This is a genomic window from Acinetobacter sp. ACIN00229, from assembly GCF_016106645.1.
In the GTDB taxonomy this organism is placed as follows: domain Bacteria; phylum Pseudomonadota; class Gammaproteobacteria; order Pseudomonadales; family Moraxellaceae; genus Acinetobacter; species Acinetobacter oleivorans.
Map to the genome: position 1 here is coordinate 49,001 of NZ_JADWOM010000008.1, position 18,923 is coordinate 67,923.

The 18,923-nt window shown below is 40.2% G+C and carries 16 protein-coding genes; 11 read left to right on the plus strand and 5 right to left on the minus strand.

The window, feature by feature from the left end:
• Positions 1-8 precede the first annotated feature (8 nt).
• Positions 9-911: a GTP cyclohydrolase FolE2 gene (gene folE2 / locus I7H67_RS09065; RefSeq protein ID WP_198307640.1), complete on the minus strand. Its 903-nt coding sequence runs from the start codon at positions 909-911 to the stop codon at positions 9-11.
• A 903-nt stretch (positions 912-1,814) separates the two neighbouring features.
• Between folE2 and I7H67_RS09070 the strand changes: the two genes are divergently transcribed.
• On the plus strand, positions 1,815-2,366 hold the full coding sequence (locus tag I7H67_RS09070) for a TetR/AcrR family transcriptional regulator (RefSeq protein ID WP_198307641.1): 552 nt from the start codon (positions 1,815-1,817) through the stop codon (positions 2,364-2,366).
• Positions 2,367-2,453: 87 nt separating this feature from the next.
• On the opposite strand, the gene I7H67_RS09075 is transcribed toward I7H67_RS09070, so the two are convergent.
• Complete coding sequence (locus tag I7H67_RS09075; RefSeq protein WP_198307642.1) at positions 2,454-3,365, minus strand: LysR family transcriptional regulator; 912 nt, start codon at positions 3,363-3,365, stop codon at positions 2,454-2,456.
• Between the two features lie 98 nt (positions 3,366-3,463).
• Between I7H67_RS09075 and I7H67_RS09080 the strand changes: the two genes are divergently transcribed.
• Entirely contained in the window at positions 3,464-4,060 is a 597-nt protein-coding gene (locus tag I7H67_RS09080; RefSeq protein ID WP_198307643.1) for an NAD(P)H-dependent oxidoreductase, read from the plus strand.
• A 55-nt stretch (positions 4,061-4,115) separates the two neighbouring features.
• On the opposite strand, the gene pobR is transcribed toward I7H67_RS09080, so the two are convergent.
• The gene (pobR, locus tag I7H67_RS09085) at positions 4,116-4,931 is read right to left on the minus strand and encodes an IclR family transcriptional regulator PobR (RefSeq protein ID WP_013198256.1); all 816 of its coding nucleotides are present in this window, start codon (positions 4,929-4,931) and stop codon (positions 4,116-4,118) included.
• Positions 4,932-5,072: 141 nt separating this feature from the next.
• Between pobR and pobA the strand changes: the two genes are divergently transcribed.
• The 8 genes from pobA (at position 5,073) to phnX (ending at position 14,563) form a co-directional block, all read left to right on the plus strand.
• On the plus strand, positions 5,073-6,287 hold the full coding sequence (gene pobA / locus I7H67_RS09090) for a 4-hydroxybenzoate 3-monooxygenase (RefSeq protein ID WP_198307644.1): 1,215 nt from the start codon (positions 5,073-5,075) through the stop codon (positions 6,285-6,287).
• A gap of 174 nt (positions 6,288-6,461) precedes the next feature.
• The gene (locus I7H67_RS09095) at positions 6,462-7,184 is read left to right on the plus strand and encodes a UTRA domain-containing protein (protein WP_198307645.1); all 723 of its coding nucleotides are present in this window, start codon (positions 6,462-6,464) and stop codon (positions 7,182-7,184) included.
• Positions 7,185-7,275: 91 nt separating this feature from the next.
• On the plus strand, positions 7,276-8,313 hold the full coding sequence (locus I7H67_RS09100; protein WP_198307646.1) for a putative 2-aminoethylphosphonate ABC transporter substrate-binding protein: 1,038 nt from the start codon (positions 7,276-7,278) through the stop codon (positions 8,311-8,313).
• Between the two features lie 22 nt (positions 8,314-8,335).
• On the plus strand, positions 8,336-9,538 hold the full coding sequence (locus I7H67_RS09105) for an ABC transporter ATP-binding protein (protein WP_198307647.1): 1,203 nt from the start codon (positions 8,336-8,338) through the stop codon (positions 9,536-9,538).
• Positions 9,532-11,241, plus strand: coding sequence for a putative 2-aminoethylphosphonate ABC transporter permease subunit (locus I7H67_RS09110; RefSeq protein ID WP_198307648.1), 1,710 nt, complete (start codon positions 9,532-9,534; stop codon positions 11,239-11,241). Before I7H67_RS09105 ends, I7H67_RS09110 begins: the two co-directional genes overlap by 7 nt.
• 101 nt (positions 11,242-11,342) lie before the next feature.
• Entirely contained in the window at positions 11,343-12,497 is a 1,155-nt protein-coding gene (locus tag I7H67_RS09115) for a TIGR03364 family FAD-dependent oxidoreductase (RefSeq protein ID WP_198307649.1), read from the plus strand.
• 26 nt (positions 12,498-12,523) lie between these two features.
• Positions 12,524-13,711, plus strand: a complete 1,188-nt coding sequence (phnW, locus tag I7H67_RS09120; protein WP_198307650.1) for a 2-aminoethylphosphonate--pyruvate transaminase — start codon at positions 12,524-12,526, stop codon at positions 13,709-13,711.
• 36 nt (positions 13,712-13,747) lie between these two features.
• Complete coding sequence (phnX, locus tag I7H67_RS09125; protein ID WP_198307651.1) at positions 13,748-14,563, plus strand: phosphonoacetaldehyde hydrolase; 816 nt, start codon at positions 13,748-13,750, stop codon at positions 14,561-14,563.
• 214 nt (positions 14,564-14,777) lie between these two features.
• Here the strand turns inward: phnX and I7H67_RS09130 are convergent, their stop codons facing one another.
• Complete coding sequence (locus I7H67_RS09130) at positions 14,778-16,028, minus strand: MFS transporter (RefSeq protein ID WP_198307652.1); 1,251 nt, start codon at positions 16,026-16,028, stop codon at positions 14,778-14,780.
• Between the two features lie 61 nt (positions 16,029-16,089).
• Positions 16,090-17,241, minus strand: a complete 1,152-nt coding sequence (locus I7H67_RS09135) for an acyl-CoA dehydrogenase family protein (RefSeq protein ID WP_198307653.1) — start codon at positions 17,239-17,241, stop codon at positions 16,090-16,092.
• Positions 17,242-17,571: 330 nt separating this feature from the next.
• On the opposite strand from I7H67_RS09135, the gene I7H67_RS09140 reads away from it, so the two are divergent.
• A complete protein-coding gene (locus I7H67_RS09140; protein ID WP_198307654.1) occupies positions 17,572-18,789 on the plus strand; it encodes a CaiB/BaiF CoA transferase family protein in 1,218 nt (405 codons plus the stop codon).
• Positions 18,790-18,923: the final 134 nt, after the last annotated feature.

An 18,923-nucleotide genomic window follows, 5' to 3' on the forward strand; every position in this document is an offset into this window, starting at 1 on the left:
AAAATGTCCTACCATTGCCATGACCCTTTTGCCACAGCATCATGCGCATGCAGGCTTTCTGCATGAGTCACTTTAAATTTGAAACCATGAATATTTTTGTGATGTATAAATGAGCCATACAGGCGTCTTAATGCGTCTTCGCAGAACATTAGATTTTGACCGTTGGCAACCGCAAATGCCTGTTCATCAATACGCTTCACGGCAGTTTGCACAGGAGTCATTAATGCCAGTTCAGCTCGGTTTATAAACTCGATGAGTGGAATGTTTTGAAGATTTTGATCTAATTTAAATTGAAGGAGGGCAAAACTTCTTTGGCTATGGGGCGTTGCTGCAATTGCATCTGTGGTATTTAACCAGTTCATAATGTCTTGTTGGTCAAGTCGAATTTCTTGGTTTTGTAAGGCCGACTCAAACCGTTGTTGAATAATATTTCTTGAAAGTGCCGCAGAGCATGGGCAGGTTGAAGAATAGGGGATCTCGACTTGTAATTTTGCCTCAAATTGATGATTAGAAAGTTGGCATGATAAAACAAAAGGATAGCTTTTCCACCCTGAAAGCTTGCTGACTAAGGCTGGTCGCTCGATATAAAGTTTACTGTGAATTTCAATTTTGGCATGCTGCGATAAATCTTGATGGCTGTCTAAAAAGTCCTCTAAAACTAATTTTAAATCAGGCATATTTATATTTTCGAGTGATGTTAACTCTAAAAGTCGTGTGTATAGACGCGACATATGAATGCCTTTTGCTAAAGGGTCATCCAGACTGACATAAGCATTTACGTGACTTGGGCATAAGGTATTTTCAATTCGAACGGGTAATGCAATGTTTTCCATGCCGACCCAATCAAGGCGGTGGCTATAGGCATTTGGTAAAGTTGGCTCGGCAGAGATATCTGGGAGAACAAGGTTCATTTATTAGCGGCTTATACTGTGATATTAATGTTATGTTATAACATAACATTAATAAGTGGCAAGTTTGCTATAGGCCTTAATGGAGTTAAAGAACATTGAATAAGTAAAAATAGATATGTAAGCTCCTTGTCTCTTTCCGTAATGGTAGGACGAGTGAGGGACACCTTTGGGTGTGCTGGAGTCTTAAGGCCAGTCCGCGACCCCTCCTTCGTTTTGCCACCATAAATCTTATGTTTTGGCAGAACTTCTAATAAAAAGAGAAGCTAACGGTCATTTATTAAAACCTAAGCTCAAATATTTACTTTAATTTTCAATCCCAATTTAACAATAAATTTTAATTATTTAGCCTTACTTTTTTAATGATTTAATTTAAAACAAATGGCATTTTGCGTGCTTGACTGCAATAGGGTTGGGCACTATCCTTTGCCTGCTGGCCACATTGCCAGCCGGCTTTGACAGGCTGAATGAAAGATCGCATCAGAGTTATTCCGTCTGAGGGATACTCTTATGTGTAAACTCCTAGTCTCCTCCCGTAGCGGTAGGACGGGAGAGGGACACCTTCGGGTGTGCTGGTTATATCTTTCACCAGTCTGTCAACCCTCTTTCGTTCTGCCACCATAATTTCTATTCATGTCGGCAGAACTCCCAATAAAAAGGAGTTGGCTTTGCACATCCATTATTTCTTGGCAACCTTTGCCAAAAGTTATAACGACACAGCTTAAAAAACTAAAGCAGCTTGATTGCCCTAAGGTTTTCAGGCTTTAAGTCATTTTTTACTTAAAACTTAGCAATAACAAATTTGAGATGTGCCACGCACAGTCTTACGGGCTTTGCTGTGCCTTTTTTTCTCCCAAAAAAGTATCTCATTTAGAAACAACAATAATTTTTTATAACGGTAAAACCATGCCAAATTTAGTTCTCCCAACACGTGCCATACAAGTCGTAAATAAGTCGATTTATTTATTTCACCATTTTGGGTTTCATACTGTTGGGGTCGATAGAATCGTAAAAGAGTCCAAAATCCCCAAAGCGACTTTTTATAACTATTTCCACTCGAAAGAGCGATTTATTGAAATCTGTCTAATCGTACAAAAAGAACGATTAAAAGAAAAAGTGGTTTCCATTGCTGAATACACCAACCACACCAGTGCTAGAGATAAACTTAAGGCGCTTTATCTTTTACACACCGATGTAGAGGGGATGTACTACTTATTATTTAAAGCTATTTTTGAAACGAAACTGAGTTATCCAAAAGCCTATCAAATCGCGGTGAGATATCGAACATGGCTCATCAATGAAATTTATAGCCAGCTTATAAAACTAAAAAATGATGCGACTTTTCAGGATGCAAAACTATTTTTATATATGATTGAAGGCACAATCATTCAGCTTTTAAGCTCAGATGGGGCAGTCGATCGGGAAAAGGTGCTGGATTGTTTTCTTAATGCTAAATAGAAGGTCAAAGCGTTTGAATATAAGCAATAAACTTTGGCTTCGTGTATTAAAAAAAACCTTGATGAAATGGACAAGGCCTTATTTACTTTAAACTTGTTTGTTCAGTTCGGTGGGTAAGTGCTGCGCCAAATAATCGATTGCAAGGCGGGTTTTCAGTGGCATAAAAGGCAGCGTAGGCCATACCAAATGAATCGGAAAAGCAATGCTCGACATGGTTTCTAACACTTGAACCAGCTTACCATCCTGTAATTCATTTTGAATAAGCCAGTCGGGTAACCAAGCGATACCAGCTCCAGCAAGCGCTGCATTTTTAATGGCCTGCAAGTCATTTAAAAGAAGCTTTGCTTTGGGTTTAAAAAATAAAGTCTCGCTATTTTCCTGTTGAAGTTGCCATTTTTTTATTTGACCAAAATGCGGATCGGCAATTGTGGCGTGGTGGTCTAAGTCTTCAATATGTTCTAGGGGACCTGATTCATTTAAATAGTCAGGTGAGGCACAAAGTAGCATTCGATGCTGACCAATGAGTTTGGCAACCAACTGCGTGGTGTCAGGTAACGTTCCGATTCGGATGCATAAATCAAAACCTTCTTCAACCAAGTCTACAGTTCGATCATTAAATGAAATTTCTAGCTGTAAGTCCGAATGCTGTTGAGCAAATTTAACCATGAGTGGGGCTGCAAAGAGTTGCCCGAACAGCACTGGCACAGACATTCGTAAACGACCTGTTGCGTTAATTTTCCCTTGGTCTAATAAAGCCGCTGCATTTTGTATTTCACTTAACGCTCGGCGGCTATGCTCATAAAACAAAGCACCTTCGTCAGTCATACTAAGCGAACGTGTTGTTCTTTTAAATAAAGCAACACCAAGCTGATCTTCAAGGCGAGCAATATTTTTACTTATGGCTGAGCGGGTTAAATGCAATTGCTCGGCAGCTTTTACAAAACTTCCAGCTTCAACCACAGTCACAAATATAGAAATTGCACTTAGCTCATGTTGCATGATTGTTGCCTAAAAGGAACCAATATAAAGAAATAATATCACCACTGTTGAATTTGTTGTGGAGTTAATATGGTTTCATCGAAAACGTGGAGATGGTCATGGCTAAAATATTGGTATTAAAATCCAGCATTATGGGTGAGGGTTCACAGACTAATCGCCTGATTGATGTAATGCTTGAGCACCGTAAAGGCCAAGGTTTGCAAGATGACATCACCATACGCAATTTAGCGGAAATGAATCTGCCTGTATTAGATTTGGAAATTTTCCAAGCGCTGCGTGGGGCTGAAAATAACAATCAAGACATTCAACAGATTGTTGCTTTGTCTGATGAATTGATTGCTGAATTAAAAAGTGCTGATTTATTGATCATTGGCGCACCGATGTACAATTTAAATGTACCGACTCAGCTCAAAAACTGGTTTGACTTGGTGGCACGCGCAAGACAAACATTCTGCTATACCGAAACTTATCCTCAAGGTTTGGTGGAAGGGGTAAAAGCTGTGATCGTAAGTAGTCGAGGCGGTATTCATGTCGGCCAAGAAACTGAGGCAGTCACGCCTTATCTCAGAGCGGTGTTAGGGTTAATGGGCATTCATGACGTCGATTTTATCTATGCAGAAGGCTTAGACATGCAAGCCTATCGCAGCAATGCATTGGATCTGGCAAGCCAGCAAGTCAAAGAATTAGCTATTTAAATTATGGGTTGAAACTCTTGTTCCTCTAATTGATAACAAGAGTTTCTAAATCTATTTAAATCACATTTCTAAGTTCATTTGCCGTGTTGCGCAGCAATGGCAAAATTTGCTGAACCAAATAATCTTCTTGTACACGGTTAGTTTGAGACATGCAGTTAAGCGCTGCTATGGCTTGACCTTGCGCGTTAAATACAGGCACTGCAATCGCGATCACACCAAGCTCATGTTCTTCTTTAGAAAGACAATAATCTGATAACGAAATGCCCTTAAGCACTTCAAAAAACTTTGACTCATCTACAATGGTAAAAGGGGTTAAGCGTTTTAAACCATAAGTCTTTACCCATGCATGCTGAGCTTCTTCGGGCAGTGCTGCCAGCAATACTTTACCTGTCGAAGTTGCATGGGCAGGCAGTCGGTTTCCTAAATGCATGCCATAAGGGCTGACACGTAAGTTATCTTGCTGCGGTAAATAACTACGGGCAATCGGCACCACTTCGTTATCATCCAAAACTACAATCGAAAAAGTCAGAGACGTCTGCGCACATAAAAGATTTAAAAAGGATTGAGCAACTTTAGGCAGGTGGGCAGAGCTTAAATAAGAACTCGAAAAGCGCAGCACGCGATGAGTGAGCCAAAAGTAATGTTCATCGGTTTCTAAATAGCCTAAATATTTTAAAGTTTTCAAATACCGCCTTGCCGCGGTACGACTAATACCAGTTCGTTCAGCCACTTGAGTGACGTTAAGCCGTTGCCGATCTGTTCCAAAAGCTTCAAGTAAAGCTAAGCCTTTTGCTAATCCTGCAATGTAGTCTTCTTGACGAATTTTCTCATGCGAGTTTGGGTGCTCTAAAAAAGCATCGAGAGAAGGCATCCTTTCATTCCTGTTATTTTGGTTGTTTCTGTCCGCTATTCGGACAAACTAAATGATAAACGGTTATTTTCGTCTTGGATACATAGTGCACAAAACTTAAAGCCAGTAATTTAAAAGTCAGGATGAAACAAGGATGAAGTTATGGACATTTTAAAGACACAGGTTGCAATTATTGGTTCTGGACCAGCAGGATTATTGCTTGGGCAACTTCTATATAAAGCTGGCATCGACCATATTATTGTTGAGCAACGTAGTGCTGAATATGTGGCTTCACGGATTCGTGCAGGAATTTTAGAGCAAGTTTCGGTCGACTTACTGAAACAAGCAGGCGTTGACCAAAACCTAAAAGACAAAGGATTACCACATTCAGGTATTGAAATCTTAACCAATGGTGAATTGCATCGAGTTGATTTAGCCGCACTCACAGGTGGTAAACAAGTGACTGTATATGGTCAGACCGAAGTCACCAAAGATTTAATGACTGCGCGTGAAGCAGAGCAGCTCACTTCATTTTATGAAGCTCAAAATGTACAAGTGAAAGATTTTTACACTGCACCAAAAGTTGAGTTTGAGTACCAAGGTAAATCTTTTCAAATTCGGTGTGACTTTATAGCAGGGTGTGATGGCTACCATGGTGTCTGCCGTGCCAGCGTGCCAGAAGATAAAATTAAGACCTTTGAAAAAGTTTATCCGTTTGGCTGGTTAGGGGTATTGGCCGATGTCCCACCTGTAGCCGATGAACTGATTTACGTACAGTCAGAGCGCGGATTTGCTTTATGTAGTATGCGTTCTGAAACACGTAGCCGTTATTATTTACAAGTCCCTTTAACAGATCACGTAGAAGACTGGTCAGATGAAAAGTTTTGGGATGAGTTGAAAAATCGCCTAGATCCTGAAAGCCGTGAAAAGCTAGTGACAGGACCTTCTATTGAAAAAAGTATCGCGCCGTTACGTAGCTTTGTGACCGAGCCAATGCGCTTCGGCAAACTATTTTTAGCTGGGGATGCTGCGCATATTGTTCCGCCGACTGGAGCAAAAGGCCTAAATCTCGCTGCGTCTGATATTGCTTATTTATCAAGTGCACTTGTTGAATATTATGTTGAAGGTTCAGAACAAGGTATTGATCAATATTCTGAAAAATGCCTACAACGTGTATGGAAAGCGGAGCGTTTTTCTTGGTGGATGACTCATTTATTGCATCGCTTTGAAACTGAAAGTGAGTTTGATCATAAAATTAAACAAGCCGAGTTAAGTTATGTACTTGGTTCAATTGCAGGTAAAACTACATTGGCTGAAAACTATGTCGGTTTGCCTTATGAGATTAAGCAAATTGATAGTTTTAAGCACGCCAGTTAAAGGTTAGGTAAAAATAAAAAGGGCATGAAAATGTCCTTTTTTTATATAAAAATTCAGAGGAAAGAAATCGACTAAGAGATTGTTTTGCTTAAAAGATCAGCATTAATAAAAGCTTTTGTCACATTTTTTCAGTATATTGCTATTAATTTCTTTATTTATAAATTCTAAGTTTGTATGGAACAGGACCAAGCACGCATACCTAAATATATTCCTATTCGCGATGCAATTGCCCATGATATTGAATCTGGTGTATTAGAAGCCCACGCAAAACTTCCATCAGAAAGAGTGCTGTCTGAACAGTTCCAAACCACTCGTGTGGCTGCACGTGAAGCTTTACTGGCTTTGGAAACTGATGGCTTGATTTATCGCTTGGACCGTCGTGGTTGGTATGTTCGTTCTCCTCGCATTATTTATCACCCGCAATCGACCAAAAACTTTAACCAGTTTGTGATTGAACAAGGCTATGAACCTTCTACAGAAGTGATTTCGAGTGAGCTAACCACAGCCACTTCTTGGGATGCCAAGCATTTAAAAGTTGAAAAAGGGCATCCGATTTATTCAGTTTGGCGACGTCGTTGTATTAATGGTCGCCCTGTTTTGGTTGAGCATTTACGGGTGAATGCCGAGCTTTTTCCCGAGTTTTTAACTCATGATCTCAAGCAATCCATTACTTTACTCATGGCAAATCAATATAAGTGCCATATCACCAGAGCCGACATTAACCTGTATCCAACGGCTTTATCGGAACAGCAGGCCAAAGCACTGCATGTCAATGTGGGCGCGCTTGGTTTATATATTTGTCGTAGTAACAGAAATGAAGAAGGTGTGATTACCGATGTTGACCAAGAATATTGGCTACACGATGTTTTAGATTTGCATTTCGAAGCGCGAGCATAAAAATAAAATCTGGTTTAAACCAGATTAATCAAACTGTCATATAAAGCTGTTGAAATACGATCATCAAATAATTGCATTCGATGGTTTGCAGATGAAACAGTATGTTCAACAGACAATTAAACTCGGCACTGCATCAGTTTTAGGTGTGGTGGTCGCTATTCAAATGGGATGTTCATCGGCAACATCAAAAAACTCAGAAGAAATTACAGTCTATACGGCAGTGGAAGCCGACCAGCTTAAACAGTACCAAGAAGAACTACATAAAGCTTACCCAGAACTCAAAGTAAAATGGGTACGTGATTCAACAGGTGTGATTACCGCTAAACTTTTGGCAGAGCAGAAGAATCCTCAAGCGGATGTGGTTTTTGGTGTGGCTTTAACCAGTTTGCTGGTCATGGAAAAGAAAGACATGCTTAAGCCTTTTAAACCTGAAGGCATTCAAAATTTAAAACCGGAATTTGTAAGTCAAAAACCTGTACCGACTTGGACGGGTATGGACGCATGGGAATCTGCAATTTGTGTCAATAAAGTCGAATTAGAAAAACGTAAATTACCGATTCCAAAAACTTGGAAAGATTTAACCAACCCGATTTATAAAAACCTGATTGTGATGCCAAATCCGGCCTCGAGTGGAACAGGGTATTTAGATGTCACGGCTTGGATGCAGATCTGGGGTGAAAAGCAGGCATGGGACTATATGCAGGCTTTAAATAAAAACATTTCACAATATCCTCACTCTGGTTCAAAACCTTGCAAAATGGCTGCACAGGGCGAAATCCCAATTGGAATTTCTTTTGGGTATCCAGCATTTAAATTAAAAGCAGAAGGCGCACCTTTAGAAGTGGTTTATCCAACTGAAGGTTTAGGCTGGGAAATGGAAGCCTCAGCAATTGTGAAAGGAACCAAGAAATTAAATAGTGCACAGAAATTTATCAATTGGTCGGTAAGCAAGGCAGCAAATGAAGCCTATGCCCATAACTTTTCAATGGTGGCCTATAAAGGCATTGAAAATACGACGATGAGCTTCCCCAAAAACCTTCCTCAAATGCTCGTAAAAAATGATTTTTATTGGGCGGCCGAGCAGCGTGAACGTATTTTGGCTGAATGGTCAAAGCGTTTTGAAAAGTGATCTTTTGGATAAGGGCCTCATTATGCAAATACCTTCTTCATTGCACTCATCGCTGCTGGGTCAAAACCAAAAGGGCGAGTTAGCAGGGCATTTATTGTCAACATTAACGACTTATAAATATCCTGAACATGGTCCTTCGGTTTTAGAGGTGGTGGATATCCAAAAAAAGTTCCAACATTTTCAGGTCCTAAGTCATATTAATTTAGACCTGAACGCTGGCGAGTTCGTGAGTTTTTTGGGGCCTTCAGGGTGCGGTAAAACCACTTTGCTACGCATTATTGCGGGTCTAGAAAAACCTGATTATGGCAAAGTCATAAAAAAGGGCACAGACATTACCTTGTTGAGTGCTGAAAAGCGTCACTGTGGCATTGTGTTTCAGAACTATGCGTTATTTCCAAACTTAAATGTAGAAGAAAATATTGCATTTGGCTTAGACAAAAAAAAGTGGGATAACGCACAGCGTAGCCAAAGGGTTCAGCAGTTATTAGAACTGATTGAATTACCCGATATTGCTAAAAAATATCCAAATCAATTGTCAGGCGGGCAGCAGCAACGTGTTGCGCTGGCTCGGGCAATTGCACCGAAGCCTGATATTTTACTGCTCGATGAACCCTTGTCTGCACTTGATGCGCAGGTACGTCTAAACCTAAGACAAAAGATCCGTTCGATCCAATCACAGCTTAATTTGCCAACCATTATGGTCACGCACGACCAAGAAGAAGCATTAAGCATTTCTGACCGTGTTGTAGTCATGAATCATGGTGTCATTGAGCAAATTGATACACCGCACAATATTTATTACAAGCCACAAACCCAATTCGTTGCCAAGTTTATTGGCACCATGAACTTTTTAACTGCCACTTGTTCAGTCGCCAATCAGCTCGAGGTTTTAGGTTTTATTCCTTTAAATTTGGAGCAGCAAAAACTTAAAGCTGGGCAAAGCTACAACATTGGTTTTAGACCGGAAGCTGTCGAGTTGGTTGATGCTTTTGGCAGTGATAAAGAGTCGTTGTATTTACCAGTTAAAGTATTAAGCACTGAATTTTTAGGCGCAAAACGCCGTTTATTTTGCGCTATTTATATCGATGGAATTGAGCAGGCAAAGCACCTTTTGCAAATTGAAATTGAAAAAACCAAGTTCAAAACTTTGCAAGAACTGATGTTTATAAAAGTGCCTAATCAGCTCATTCATGTCTTTGACGAACAAGGGTACGCACTATGTTAAATGAAGCTGCTTCAGCGGTTTTAAAAACACAGCCGCGTCGAAAAACTGAATATTCATTAAGATCAAATATTGCTTTAGCTACCGTCGCAATCGCTTTGACTTTAGCAATTATTACTCCTTTAATGATGCTGTTTGAAACTGCATTTTTTGATGAAAATCAGCAATTTGTTGGCCTTGAAAATTTTTATCATTATTTTGCAAGCCCCGCATTACTCAGCTCTGTATTTAACTCGGTGTGGGTCGCTTGTGCTGCTACTGTCATTACAGTATTTCTTGCCAGTATTTATGCTTTTGCCCTGACCAACGTCAATATGAAAGGAAAAGGCTTCTTTAAACTTGTAGCTTTTTTACCCATTTTAGCGCCTTCACTTTTGCCTTCTTTGGCATTGGTTTATTTGTTTGGTAAGCAAGGTGTGTTTAAACCTTTACTGGGCGATATACAAATTTATGGCCCAATCGGTATTTTAATCAGTTACTGCTTTTGGCTATTTCCAGCAATTTTGATGTTGATGATGGTGTCTTTTCGCAGCGTCGATCAGCGTTTAATTGAAGCATCTTTGTCGCTCGGCAAAAATATCTGGAAGACCCATTACCACGTCACGCTACCTGCAATTCGTTATGGACTCATCAGCGCAAGTTTAGTGGCTTTTATTTATGTACTGACCGATTTTGGGATTCCAAAAGTCATTGGCGGTTCATTTAATATGATGGCGCTTGATGTTTATAAACAGATTATTGGTCAGCAAAATATGAGCATGGGTGCGGTAATTTCCATCTTGTTATTGCTACCAGCAGTGTTCGTCTTTATTTTCGATCGTATTCAAAGCAAACGCCATGCACGTTTTCAAGCTTTTCAGGCTAAACCTTATATTGCGACATCGAATAAAAAACTTGAAGCCGTTCTGAGCTTATTTTGTGGTTTAGTTTCAGGTGCGATTTTACTGATTATCTTTACGGCAGTGTTGGCTTCATTTATACAGTCTTGGCCATACGATTTGTCTTTGACCTTGGCACATTACAGTTTTGAATATGTCGATGGCGGCGGTTGGGCAGCGTACTTCAACTCGGTTCGCATGGCACTCTTTAGTACAGTTTTTGGAACGGCACTGATTTTTATGGTGGCGCTATTAACCGAACGTTTTAAGGCACATCCACTGATTAAAAACTATGTGCAAGCTTTAGTTTTACTGCCACTCGCTGTGCCGGGATTGGTTCTAGGTATTGCCTACATTTTGTTTTTTAACCAGCAGAGTAACCCGTTAAATGTGCTGTATGGAACCATGACTATTTTGGTGATTTCAACCATTGTGCATTATTACACTGTGCCACATCTCACTTTAATCAATGCGCTTAAACAGATTCCGATACAGCTCGATCAAGCAGCACAAACTTTAGGAACATCGAAGTGGAAAACCTTTTGGAAAGTCTATTTGCCTATGTGTTTTCCAGCGCTATGCGATGTGTCGGTCTATGTTTTTGTGAATGCAATGACCACTGTATCGGCTGCCATTTTCCTCTATTCACCAGACACCAGTTTAGCTGCGGTAGCTGTTTTAAATATGGATGATGCAGGAGACACGGTTGCTGCTGTTGCCATGAGTATTTTGATTTTGACCACTTCATGTGTTGTAAAACTCATTCATTGGTTATTTACCCGAAAAATTATGGCAAGAAGTCAGCAATGGCGTGAAAGTTCTCATTAAGTTTTAGCTAAACACAATTTTTATTTAACCGACTGAAACGAAATGCTTTGTTCAACAAGGCAAGGGTTTGTTCATCCTAAATTTCGCAAATTGGAAGTCTTATGAATAACACACAGTTTGATTTAATTGTTGTCGGTGCCGGTATTTTAGGTTTGTCTGCTGCCATACAGGCACAAGAGCAAGGCTTAAAAGTTTGTATATTCGAGAAAAATGCCAAGCCTGTAGGCGCAACTCGTCGTAATTTTGGCATGGTCGGAACATCGACATTAACCCATCCAGAGCAACAGTGGCGAAAGTACGCGCTTGAAACGCGTTCTTTTTACCAACGTATTCAAGCTGAAACTGATATTTCATTTGCTCAAAGGCAAGGTATCTATCTCGCCAATACAGCACTTGAATGGCAGGTTTTAAATGAGTTTGCCGAGCGTGTAAATAATTATCAAATACCTGTGCATTTACGAAGTCATGATGAGCTGGTCACCCAATTTTCCTATTTGAACCCCGAGCAGCAGTTTCAAGGCGGTTTGGTTTTCGAAGAAGACTATTCGGTCGAACCGCATGTGATTGGGCAGAGACTATTGGCATATGCCGAAAGAAAAGGTGTAGAAATTTATACCAATGCTTGTGTTGTTCAAACTCAATATCAGCATGGAAGCTGTCACGTTCGTTTGGCAAGTGGAGTGACTTATCAGGCAAATAAAGTTTTGATCTGTCACGGTGAAATCATCGATGTTTTATATCCAGATCTCTTACAAAGCTTGAACCTGAAACGTTGTGGCTTACAAATGGCACTGACTCAACCATTTCAACAAAAATTAAATGCTTCTCTTTATTCAGGCTTATCTATCTCACGTTATCCAGCTTTTGAAATTTGCCCAAGTCATGCTGAGTTGGTTAAAGCGTCACAGCAGGGTTTCATTCAAGAATTCGGCATTCATATTCTGATTAAACAAAATGAATTTGGTGAACTGATCGTAGGTGATAGCCACGAATATCATTCGATTAATGAAGCGCCTCAGTTTGAGCAGCGTGAAGAGATTAATGAGTTTATTCAAACGTACTGCCACGAAAAATTAGGGCTGACTTTACCGCCAATTCAAAAACGTTGGAATGGTTATTACCTGACCCATGAACATGAGTTGGCCTGTATCACTGAAGCTGAAAAAAACATCTTTCTGGTGAGTGCAATTGCCGGTAAAGGCATGACTACGGGGGCCGGATTTATGAAAGAAGTTTTAACACAAAATATTTATTAGTTTGTAATCTGGTTTAAACCAGATTGATGTATATTGAAATTAACGCGAACAAGATGAGCAACATTATGAACATGCAACCACAACTCGATATGGAGTTAGAGAACAAATATTTGCTTCTAACGCCAGGTCCGTTATCAACATCGGCGACAGTACGCCGTGCGATGCAAAAAGATTGGTGTACTTGGGACCAAGAATACAACTCGCTGGTACAAGATATTCGCTCTCGTCTAGTCAACTTAGCAACCAGCCAACCTGAAAAATATACGGCTGTATTAATGCAAGGCAGTGGTAGTTTTGCCGTGGAGTCCGTACTTGGGTCAGCTATTCCGCGTGATGGCAAAATCTTGATCATTAATAACGGCGCATACAGTGCACGCATGGTGCAAATGGCGCGTTGCTTAAATATTGAAGTTGTAGAACTGAACTATTTAGAAACCCAGTCACCAGATTTACAAGAAATTGAGAGTGTTTTACAAGACCAAAACATTAGCCATGTTGCTTGTGTGCACTGTGAAACCACCACAGGAATTTTAAACCCGATTCAAGACATTGGCCGTTTAGTTAAAGCAGCAGGAAAAATCTGGATTGTAGATGCTATGAGTTCATTTGGTGGTGTGCCCATGGATATGGCTGAGCTGGAAATTGATTTCCTGATTTCAAGTGCAAATAAATGTATTCAAGGTGTTCCGGGCTTTGGCTTTATTTTAGCGAAGCGTGATTGCCTAGAAGCATGTAAAGGCTTGGCACGTTCGGTCAGCCTCAATTTGTATGATCAGTGGAACACGATGGAGCAGCATAACGGTAAATGGCGTTTTACCTCGCCAACCCATGTGGTACGTGCATTTTATCAAGCATTACTTGAGCTTGAGGCAGAAGGCGGTGTTGCTGCACGTTATCAACGTTATTTACAGAACCAACAAACCTTATCTAAAGGTATGCAACAACTAGGCTTTGAATTGGTATTAGGCAATAAAGCACCCCAATCACCCATCATTACCACATTCCTTTACCCAACAGCCAAGTCATTTAGCTTTCAGTCATTTTATGAAACGTTAAAAAAATCAGGCTATGTGATCTATCCGGGCAAAGTCACCGATCTCAACTGCTTCCGTATTGGCAATATTGGCGAAGTTTATATTCATGACATTGAAGGACTTCTTGCTGCGATTGCGAGTTACTGCAAAAGCCACCTACAGCAAGCTGTAAAAGCATAACTTTTATTAAAATATTTGAATTAAAGGAAATACACCATGACGACCAATAATACACAAATTCAGGCTGTTGTTTTTGACTGGGCTGGCACCACTGTAGATTTTGGCTCACGTGCACCAATTTTAGCTTTTATGGCGTTATTTAAAGACAATAAAGTTGAAATTACGGTTGAAGAAGCGCGTGCTCCAATGGGTTTGGAAAAACGCGACCATATTGCGGCTGTTTTAAAAATGCCACGTGTAGCGGCTGCATGGCAGGAAGTATATGGGCAAGCTGCAACTGAAGCGGATATTGACCGTTTATATAAAGACTTTATTCCGTATCAATTAGATTCGATTCCAACATGTTCGGCTTTAATTCCGGGTGCATTGGCGACTTTTGAAAATATTAAAAAGCGTGGCGCAAAAATTGGTAGTAACACGGGCTATGCATCCATGATGATTGGGCGATTGGTCAGAGATGCTGCCGATCAAGGCTATCGACCAGACTGTATTGTTACTGCCAGCGATGTGAAATTTGGTCGTCCATATCCTGAAATGTTATGGAAGAACTTAATTCAACTTGATGTATCTGACATCAAAACTGTTGTAAAAGTGGATGACACCGTGGTGGGTATAGATGAAGGTTTAAATGCGGGATGCTGGACGGTGGGGCTTGCGATTAGTGGTAACGAAGTCGGTTTAAGCTATGAAGAGTGGAGCGCATTATCGGCTGATGAACGGATTGTTCTAAAAGATAAGGCCTATCGAAAAATGAATGCATCGGGCGCTCACTATGTGATTGATAGTGTCGCTGACCTGCCAAATGTACTCGATGATATTGAACACCGTTTGGGGCAGGGTGAGCGACCTTAAACCAAGTTTAGGTCTATATATTTTTAAGCTTAGCTCCCTTGGGAGCTAAGCTTACCTAAAAAATTAAAATGAAGAGTAATAAACTCTACATATATGGAAATAAGGAGTAACTTTAATGAGTAGATTCCTTATTTCCTGCTAACCATCTAAAACACTTGTTTAAATGGTTAGAACTATCAACCATATAGGCCTATGACCTATGTGATAGATCTTTTTATGACTTTTGAGGGTCATATAATTTTTCTTTAATGAATAGGGCTGGAATCACACCACAAATCAGATAAGCTGCACCCATGACGACAAAACCTAAACCAATAGACCCGCCAGAGGCTAAGAAACCGATCGTTGCAGGGGCTAATGCAGCGCCTAAACGTCCGACATTATAAGCGCCACCAATGGCTGTACCCCGAATTGCTGTCGCAAAACTTTCGGTCATATAGGTTGCATTTACGCCATACGGGATGCCGTAGAGGAAACCAAAGGTGACCAGTAAATATAGAATATTGCTTGGTGAGTTATAAAAAACGATGAGTGGTAGGAAAATAGCAGTACCGATTGCACCAAAAGCATAGGTAAAACGACGTCCTAATTTATCTGCCATCATGCCCGCAAGGACTTTACCTAAAATCATAGCGGTATATGTACCTACCATATAGGCAGTCATTTCCTTAAATTTCATACCCAGTTCACTTTCAAGGTATGACGGCATCCAGTTATTTACGCCATAGTAGCCAAACTGTAAAAAGCCCGCCGTTAACGCCCATAAGATAAACATATTACGGTTTCGTTTATCTTGGAAAATAAGCTTAAATGCCGAGGTTTTTTGAACATTCTGAGCCACAACAGGTTGTTGTAGTCGAGACTTTTGCCATGCTTCTGGTTCAGGTACCAAAATATGCATGAGAACAGCAATAATGACGGGAATAATCGCAACATAAAACAGCATGCGCCAGCCATGATCAGGAATAATCCAACCTGCAAGCAAAGTCGCAACAATATACCCTACGGTCCAGCCCGCTTGTAGCGTGCCTAGTACCGTGGTGCGGAAACGTGTTGGTACATATTCTGCCATGAGGGTATTACAAGCAATATAAAGTGAACCCAAACCCAGTGATGCAAAAAATCTTAAAATACCAAATTGAAGAAAGCTCTGGGTAAAACCTAAGCCACAGGTGAGGAGTGAGAAAATTAAAATAGAAATAACAACAATGCGGACGCGACCAAATTTATCGCACGCCCATCCCCCAAAAATTCCACCAACAGCCATACCTGCCAATGTAAAACTGCCGAGCATACCTGCTTGTACTGAACTTAATCCAAAATCTGCCTTAATACTATTTAAGCTATAAGACAGCAGCATCAAATCTGCTCCATCTACCAATAGTGCTAGAAATGCAAAAATAAATGCTATTTTCCACGTATGAGGCTGTATACGAGAAAGACCTTCTTTGTAATTTGTAGCCATAATCCATTACCTACATTTGATTGAAAGCACTTCAAGTCGTTTTAAAGTGCTTAAAATTTGATTAAGACACAGCGCGAATCATGTTTCGGGCAATAATCATTTGTTGAATTTGGGTCGTACCTTCATAAAGACGGAACAAACGGACATCGCGATAAAAACGTTCAATTGCATATTCACTGATATAGCCCGCACCGCCGTGAATTTGTACGCAGCGATCAGCGACACGGCCACACATTTCGGTTGCAAACATTTTTGCGCAGGAAGCTTCAGTGCTAACGTTTTTTCCTGCATCACGTAGGCGCGCAGCATCTAAGACCATGCATTTGGCTGCATAAATTTCAGCTTTTGAGTCAGCAAGCATGGCTTGAATGAGTTGGAATTCAGCAATTGGTTGTCCAAATTGCTTGCGTTCGATGGCGTAATTTAAAGAATCATCTAGCATTCGGGTTGCTGCTCCAACACTCAAAGCCGCAATATGCAAGCGGCCTTTATCCAGCACTTTCATAGCCGTTTTAAAACCAACTCCTTCAACACCACCAATCAATGCAGAACCAGGAATACGACAGTTTTCAAAAATAACGTCACAGGTATGGGCGCCTTTTTGCCCCATCTTTTTATCGCGTTTGCCAAGAAAAATGCCCGGAGTTTGGCTATCGACAATAAAAGCAGAAATGCCACCAGCACCTTTAATATCAAAGTTTGTACGTGCCATGACTGTAAATACGCCAGCATGAGGAGCATTGGTAATAAAGCGTTTAGTACCATTTAAAATGTAAAAGTCACCGTCTTTTACTGCGCTGGTTTTTAAAGAGGCAGCGTCAGAACCCGCATCTGGTTCGGTTAAGCAAAAAGAACTAATCACTTCACCACGTGCTAAACGCGGCAAGAAAAATGATTTTTGTGTTGCAGTACCATCAATAATCAGGCCACTTGAGCCAATGCCATTATTGGTTCCAATCAGAGAGCGAAAAGCAGGAGAGGTACGACCTAATTCAAAAGCCACATAGACCTCTTCTTCCATTGTCAGTCCAAGACCTTCGTACTCTTCAGGAATGGTTAAACCAAATAAACCGAGAGCTTTCATTTGCTCAATAATATCTTGAGGAATTTCATCCGTTTCAGCGACTTCATTCTCATGAGGAATTAATACACCTTCAACAAATTGTCGAATCATATCAACAAGTTGATCTAAGGTTTCCTGATCTCGAATCATAGTCTCGTCCTTTTACTACATGCAAAAACATCAATGTGATGTTCGTAAAATCACCAATATTTGAAGCGATAGTAATCAAAGGATGAATGCAAAACAATATATTTTGAAAATTAATTTCGCAATGCGGTACTTTGTTATTGATTTATCTTTAGCTAATTTATTGATTTATTTAAGCTATATTTTCTTATAAAAAATCATTATTTTTAGTGGAAAATTAAAGTTTGATTTTTAAAAAGAGGTGTGTATATTAAAAATATATATCGCTATGCGAAATTTTAAATGGATAAGTTTTCCTATAGGAAATAAGTCACAAAATATAGTGGGATGAAGATGGGTGCTTTAAATGGAATTCGGGTGCTTGACTTAAGTCGGGTATTGGCTGGGCCTTGGTGTGGACAGATTCTTGCCGATTTAGGCGCAGAAGTAATCAAAATTGAACGACCGAAAGTCGGTGATGATACCCGTTCTTGGGGGCCACCTTGGATGAAAGATGACTCAGGCCAAGATACTCAAGAAGCTGCTTATTATCAGTCCACTAACCGCAATAAATTATCTGTTGCTATCGACATTGCGAGTTCTGATGGCCAAGAATTGATTAAAGCCCTCATTCAAAACACCGATGTCGTGATTGAAAACTACAAAGCTGGTTCTTTAAAAAAATACGGTTTGGACTACGAGTCTTTATCTACGATTAACCCTAAACTGGTGTATTGCTCAATTACAGGTTTTGGGCAAAACGGCCCAAGAGCAGAAGAGCCCGGTTATGACTTTATTATTCAGGGCATGGGCGGGCTTATGTCAGTCACGGGTGAGCGTGATGATTTGCCGGGTGGTGGTCCACAAAAAGTAGGGGTCGCATTTTCTGATTTAGCCACGGGACTTTATTCTACGATTGCCATACAGGCTGCTTTACTCAACCGCCATGTGACAGGTTTAGGCCAATACATTGATATGGCTTTGCTTGATGTTCAAATTGCTACAATGGCAAATCAGGGAATGAACTATCTTTCATCAGGAAATATCCCTAAGCGTTATGGCAATGCACACGCTAATATTGTGCCTTATCAAGTGTTCAAAGCTTCTGACCGTGATTTTATTATTGCATGTGGAAATGACACTCAGTTTATTCAACTCTGTAGAAGTATTGGTTTACCCGATTTACCAAATGATGCACGTTTTGCCCGAAATGCGGACCGAATCAAGCATCGTGATGAAATTATCGGAATTTTACAAACACATTTTTTAACTAAAACGGCTGATGAATGGGTAGATGCAATCTATGCGGCTAAAGTTCCGGTAGGTGTGATTAATAACTTGGAACAAGCTTTTCAAGAGCCGCAAGTCATTGCCCGAGAAATGTTAGTCGAGATGAACCATCCTCAACGTGAAAAATTGAAGGTAATTGGGTCACCAATCAAACTTTCTAGAACGCCAGTTGAATACAAAACAGCTCCTCCGTTGTTGGGTGAACATACGCAGGCGGTTTTAGGTCGAGTGGTTTCTTCGGAAAAACTAGCTGAGCTTAAAGAAAAGGGTGTAATTGGATAAGTGGCTTAAAAGCGGAAGGTTAAAATTATATTTAAAATCAGAAAATAAAATATTTAATCTTTCGCTTTAATGAGTTAAATGAAGTTATCTTTTAGATGCAGACTCGGATGTTTGCTCTTTTGCTATTTATAGAA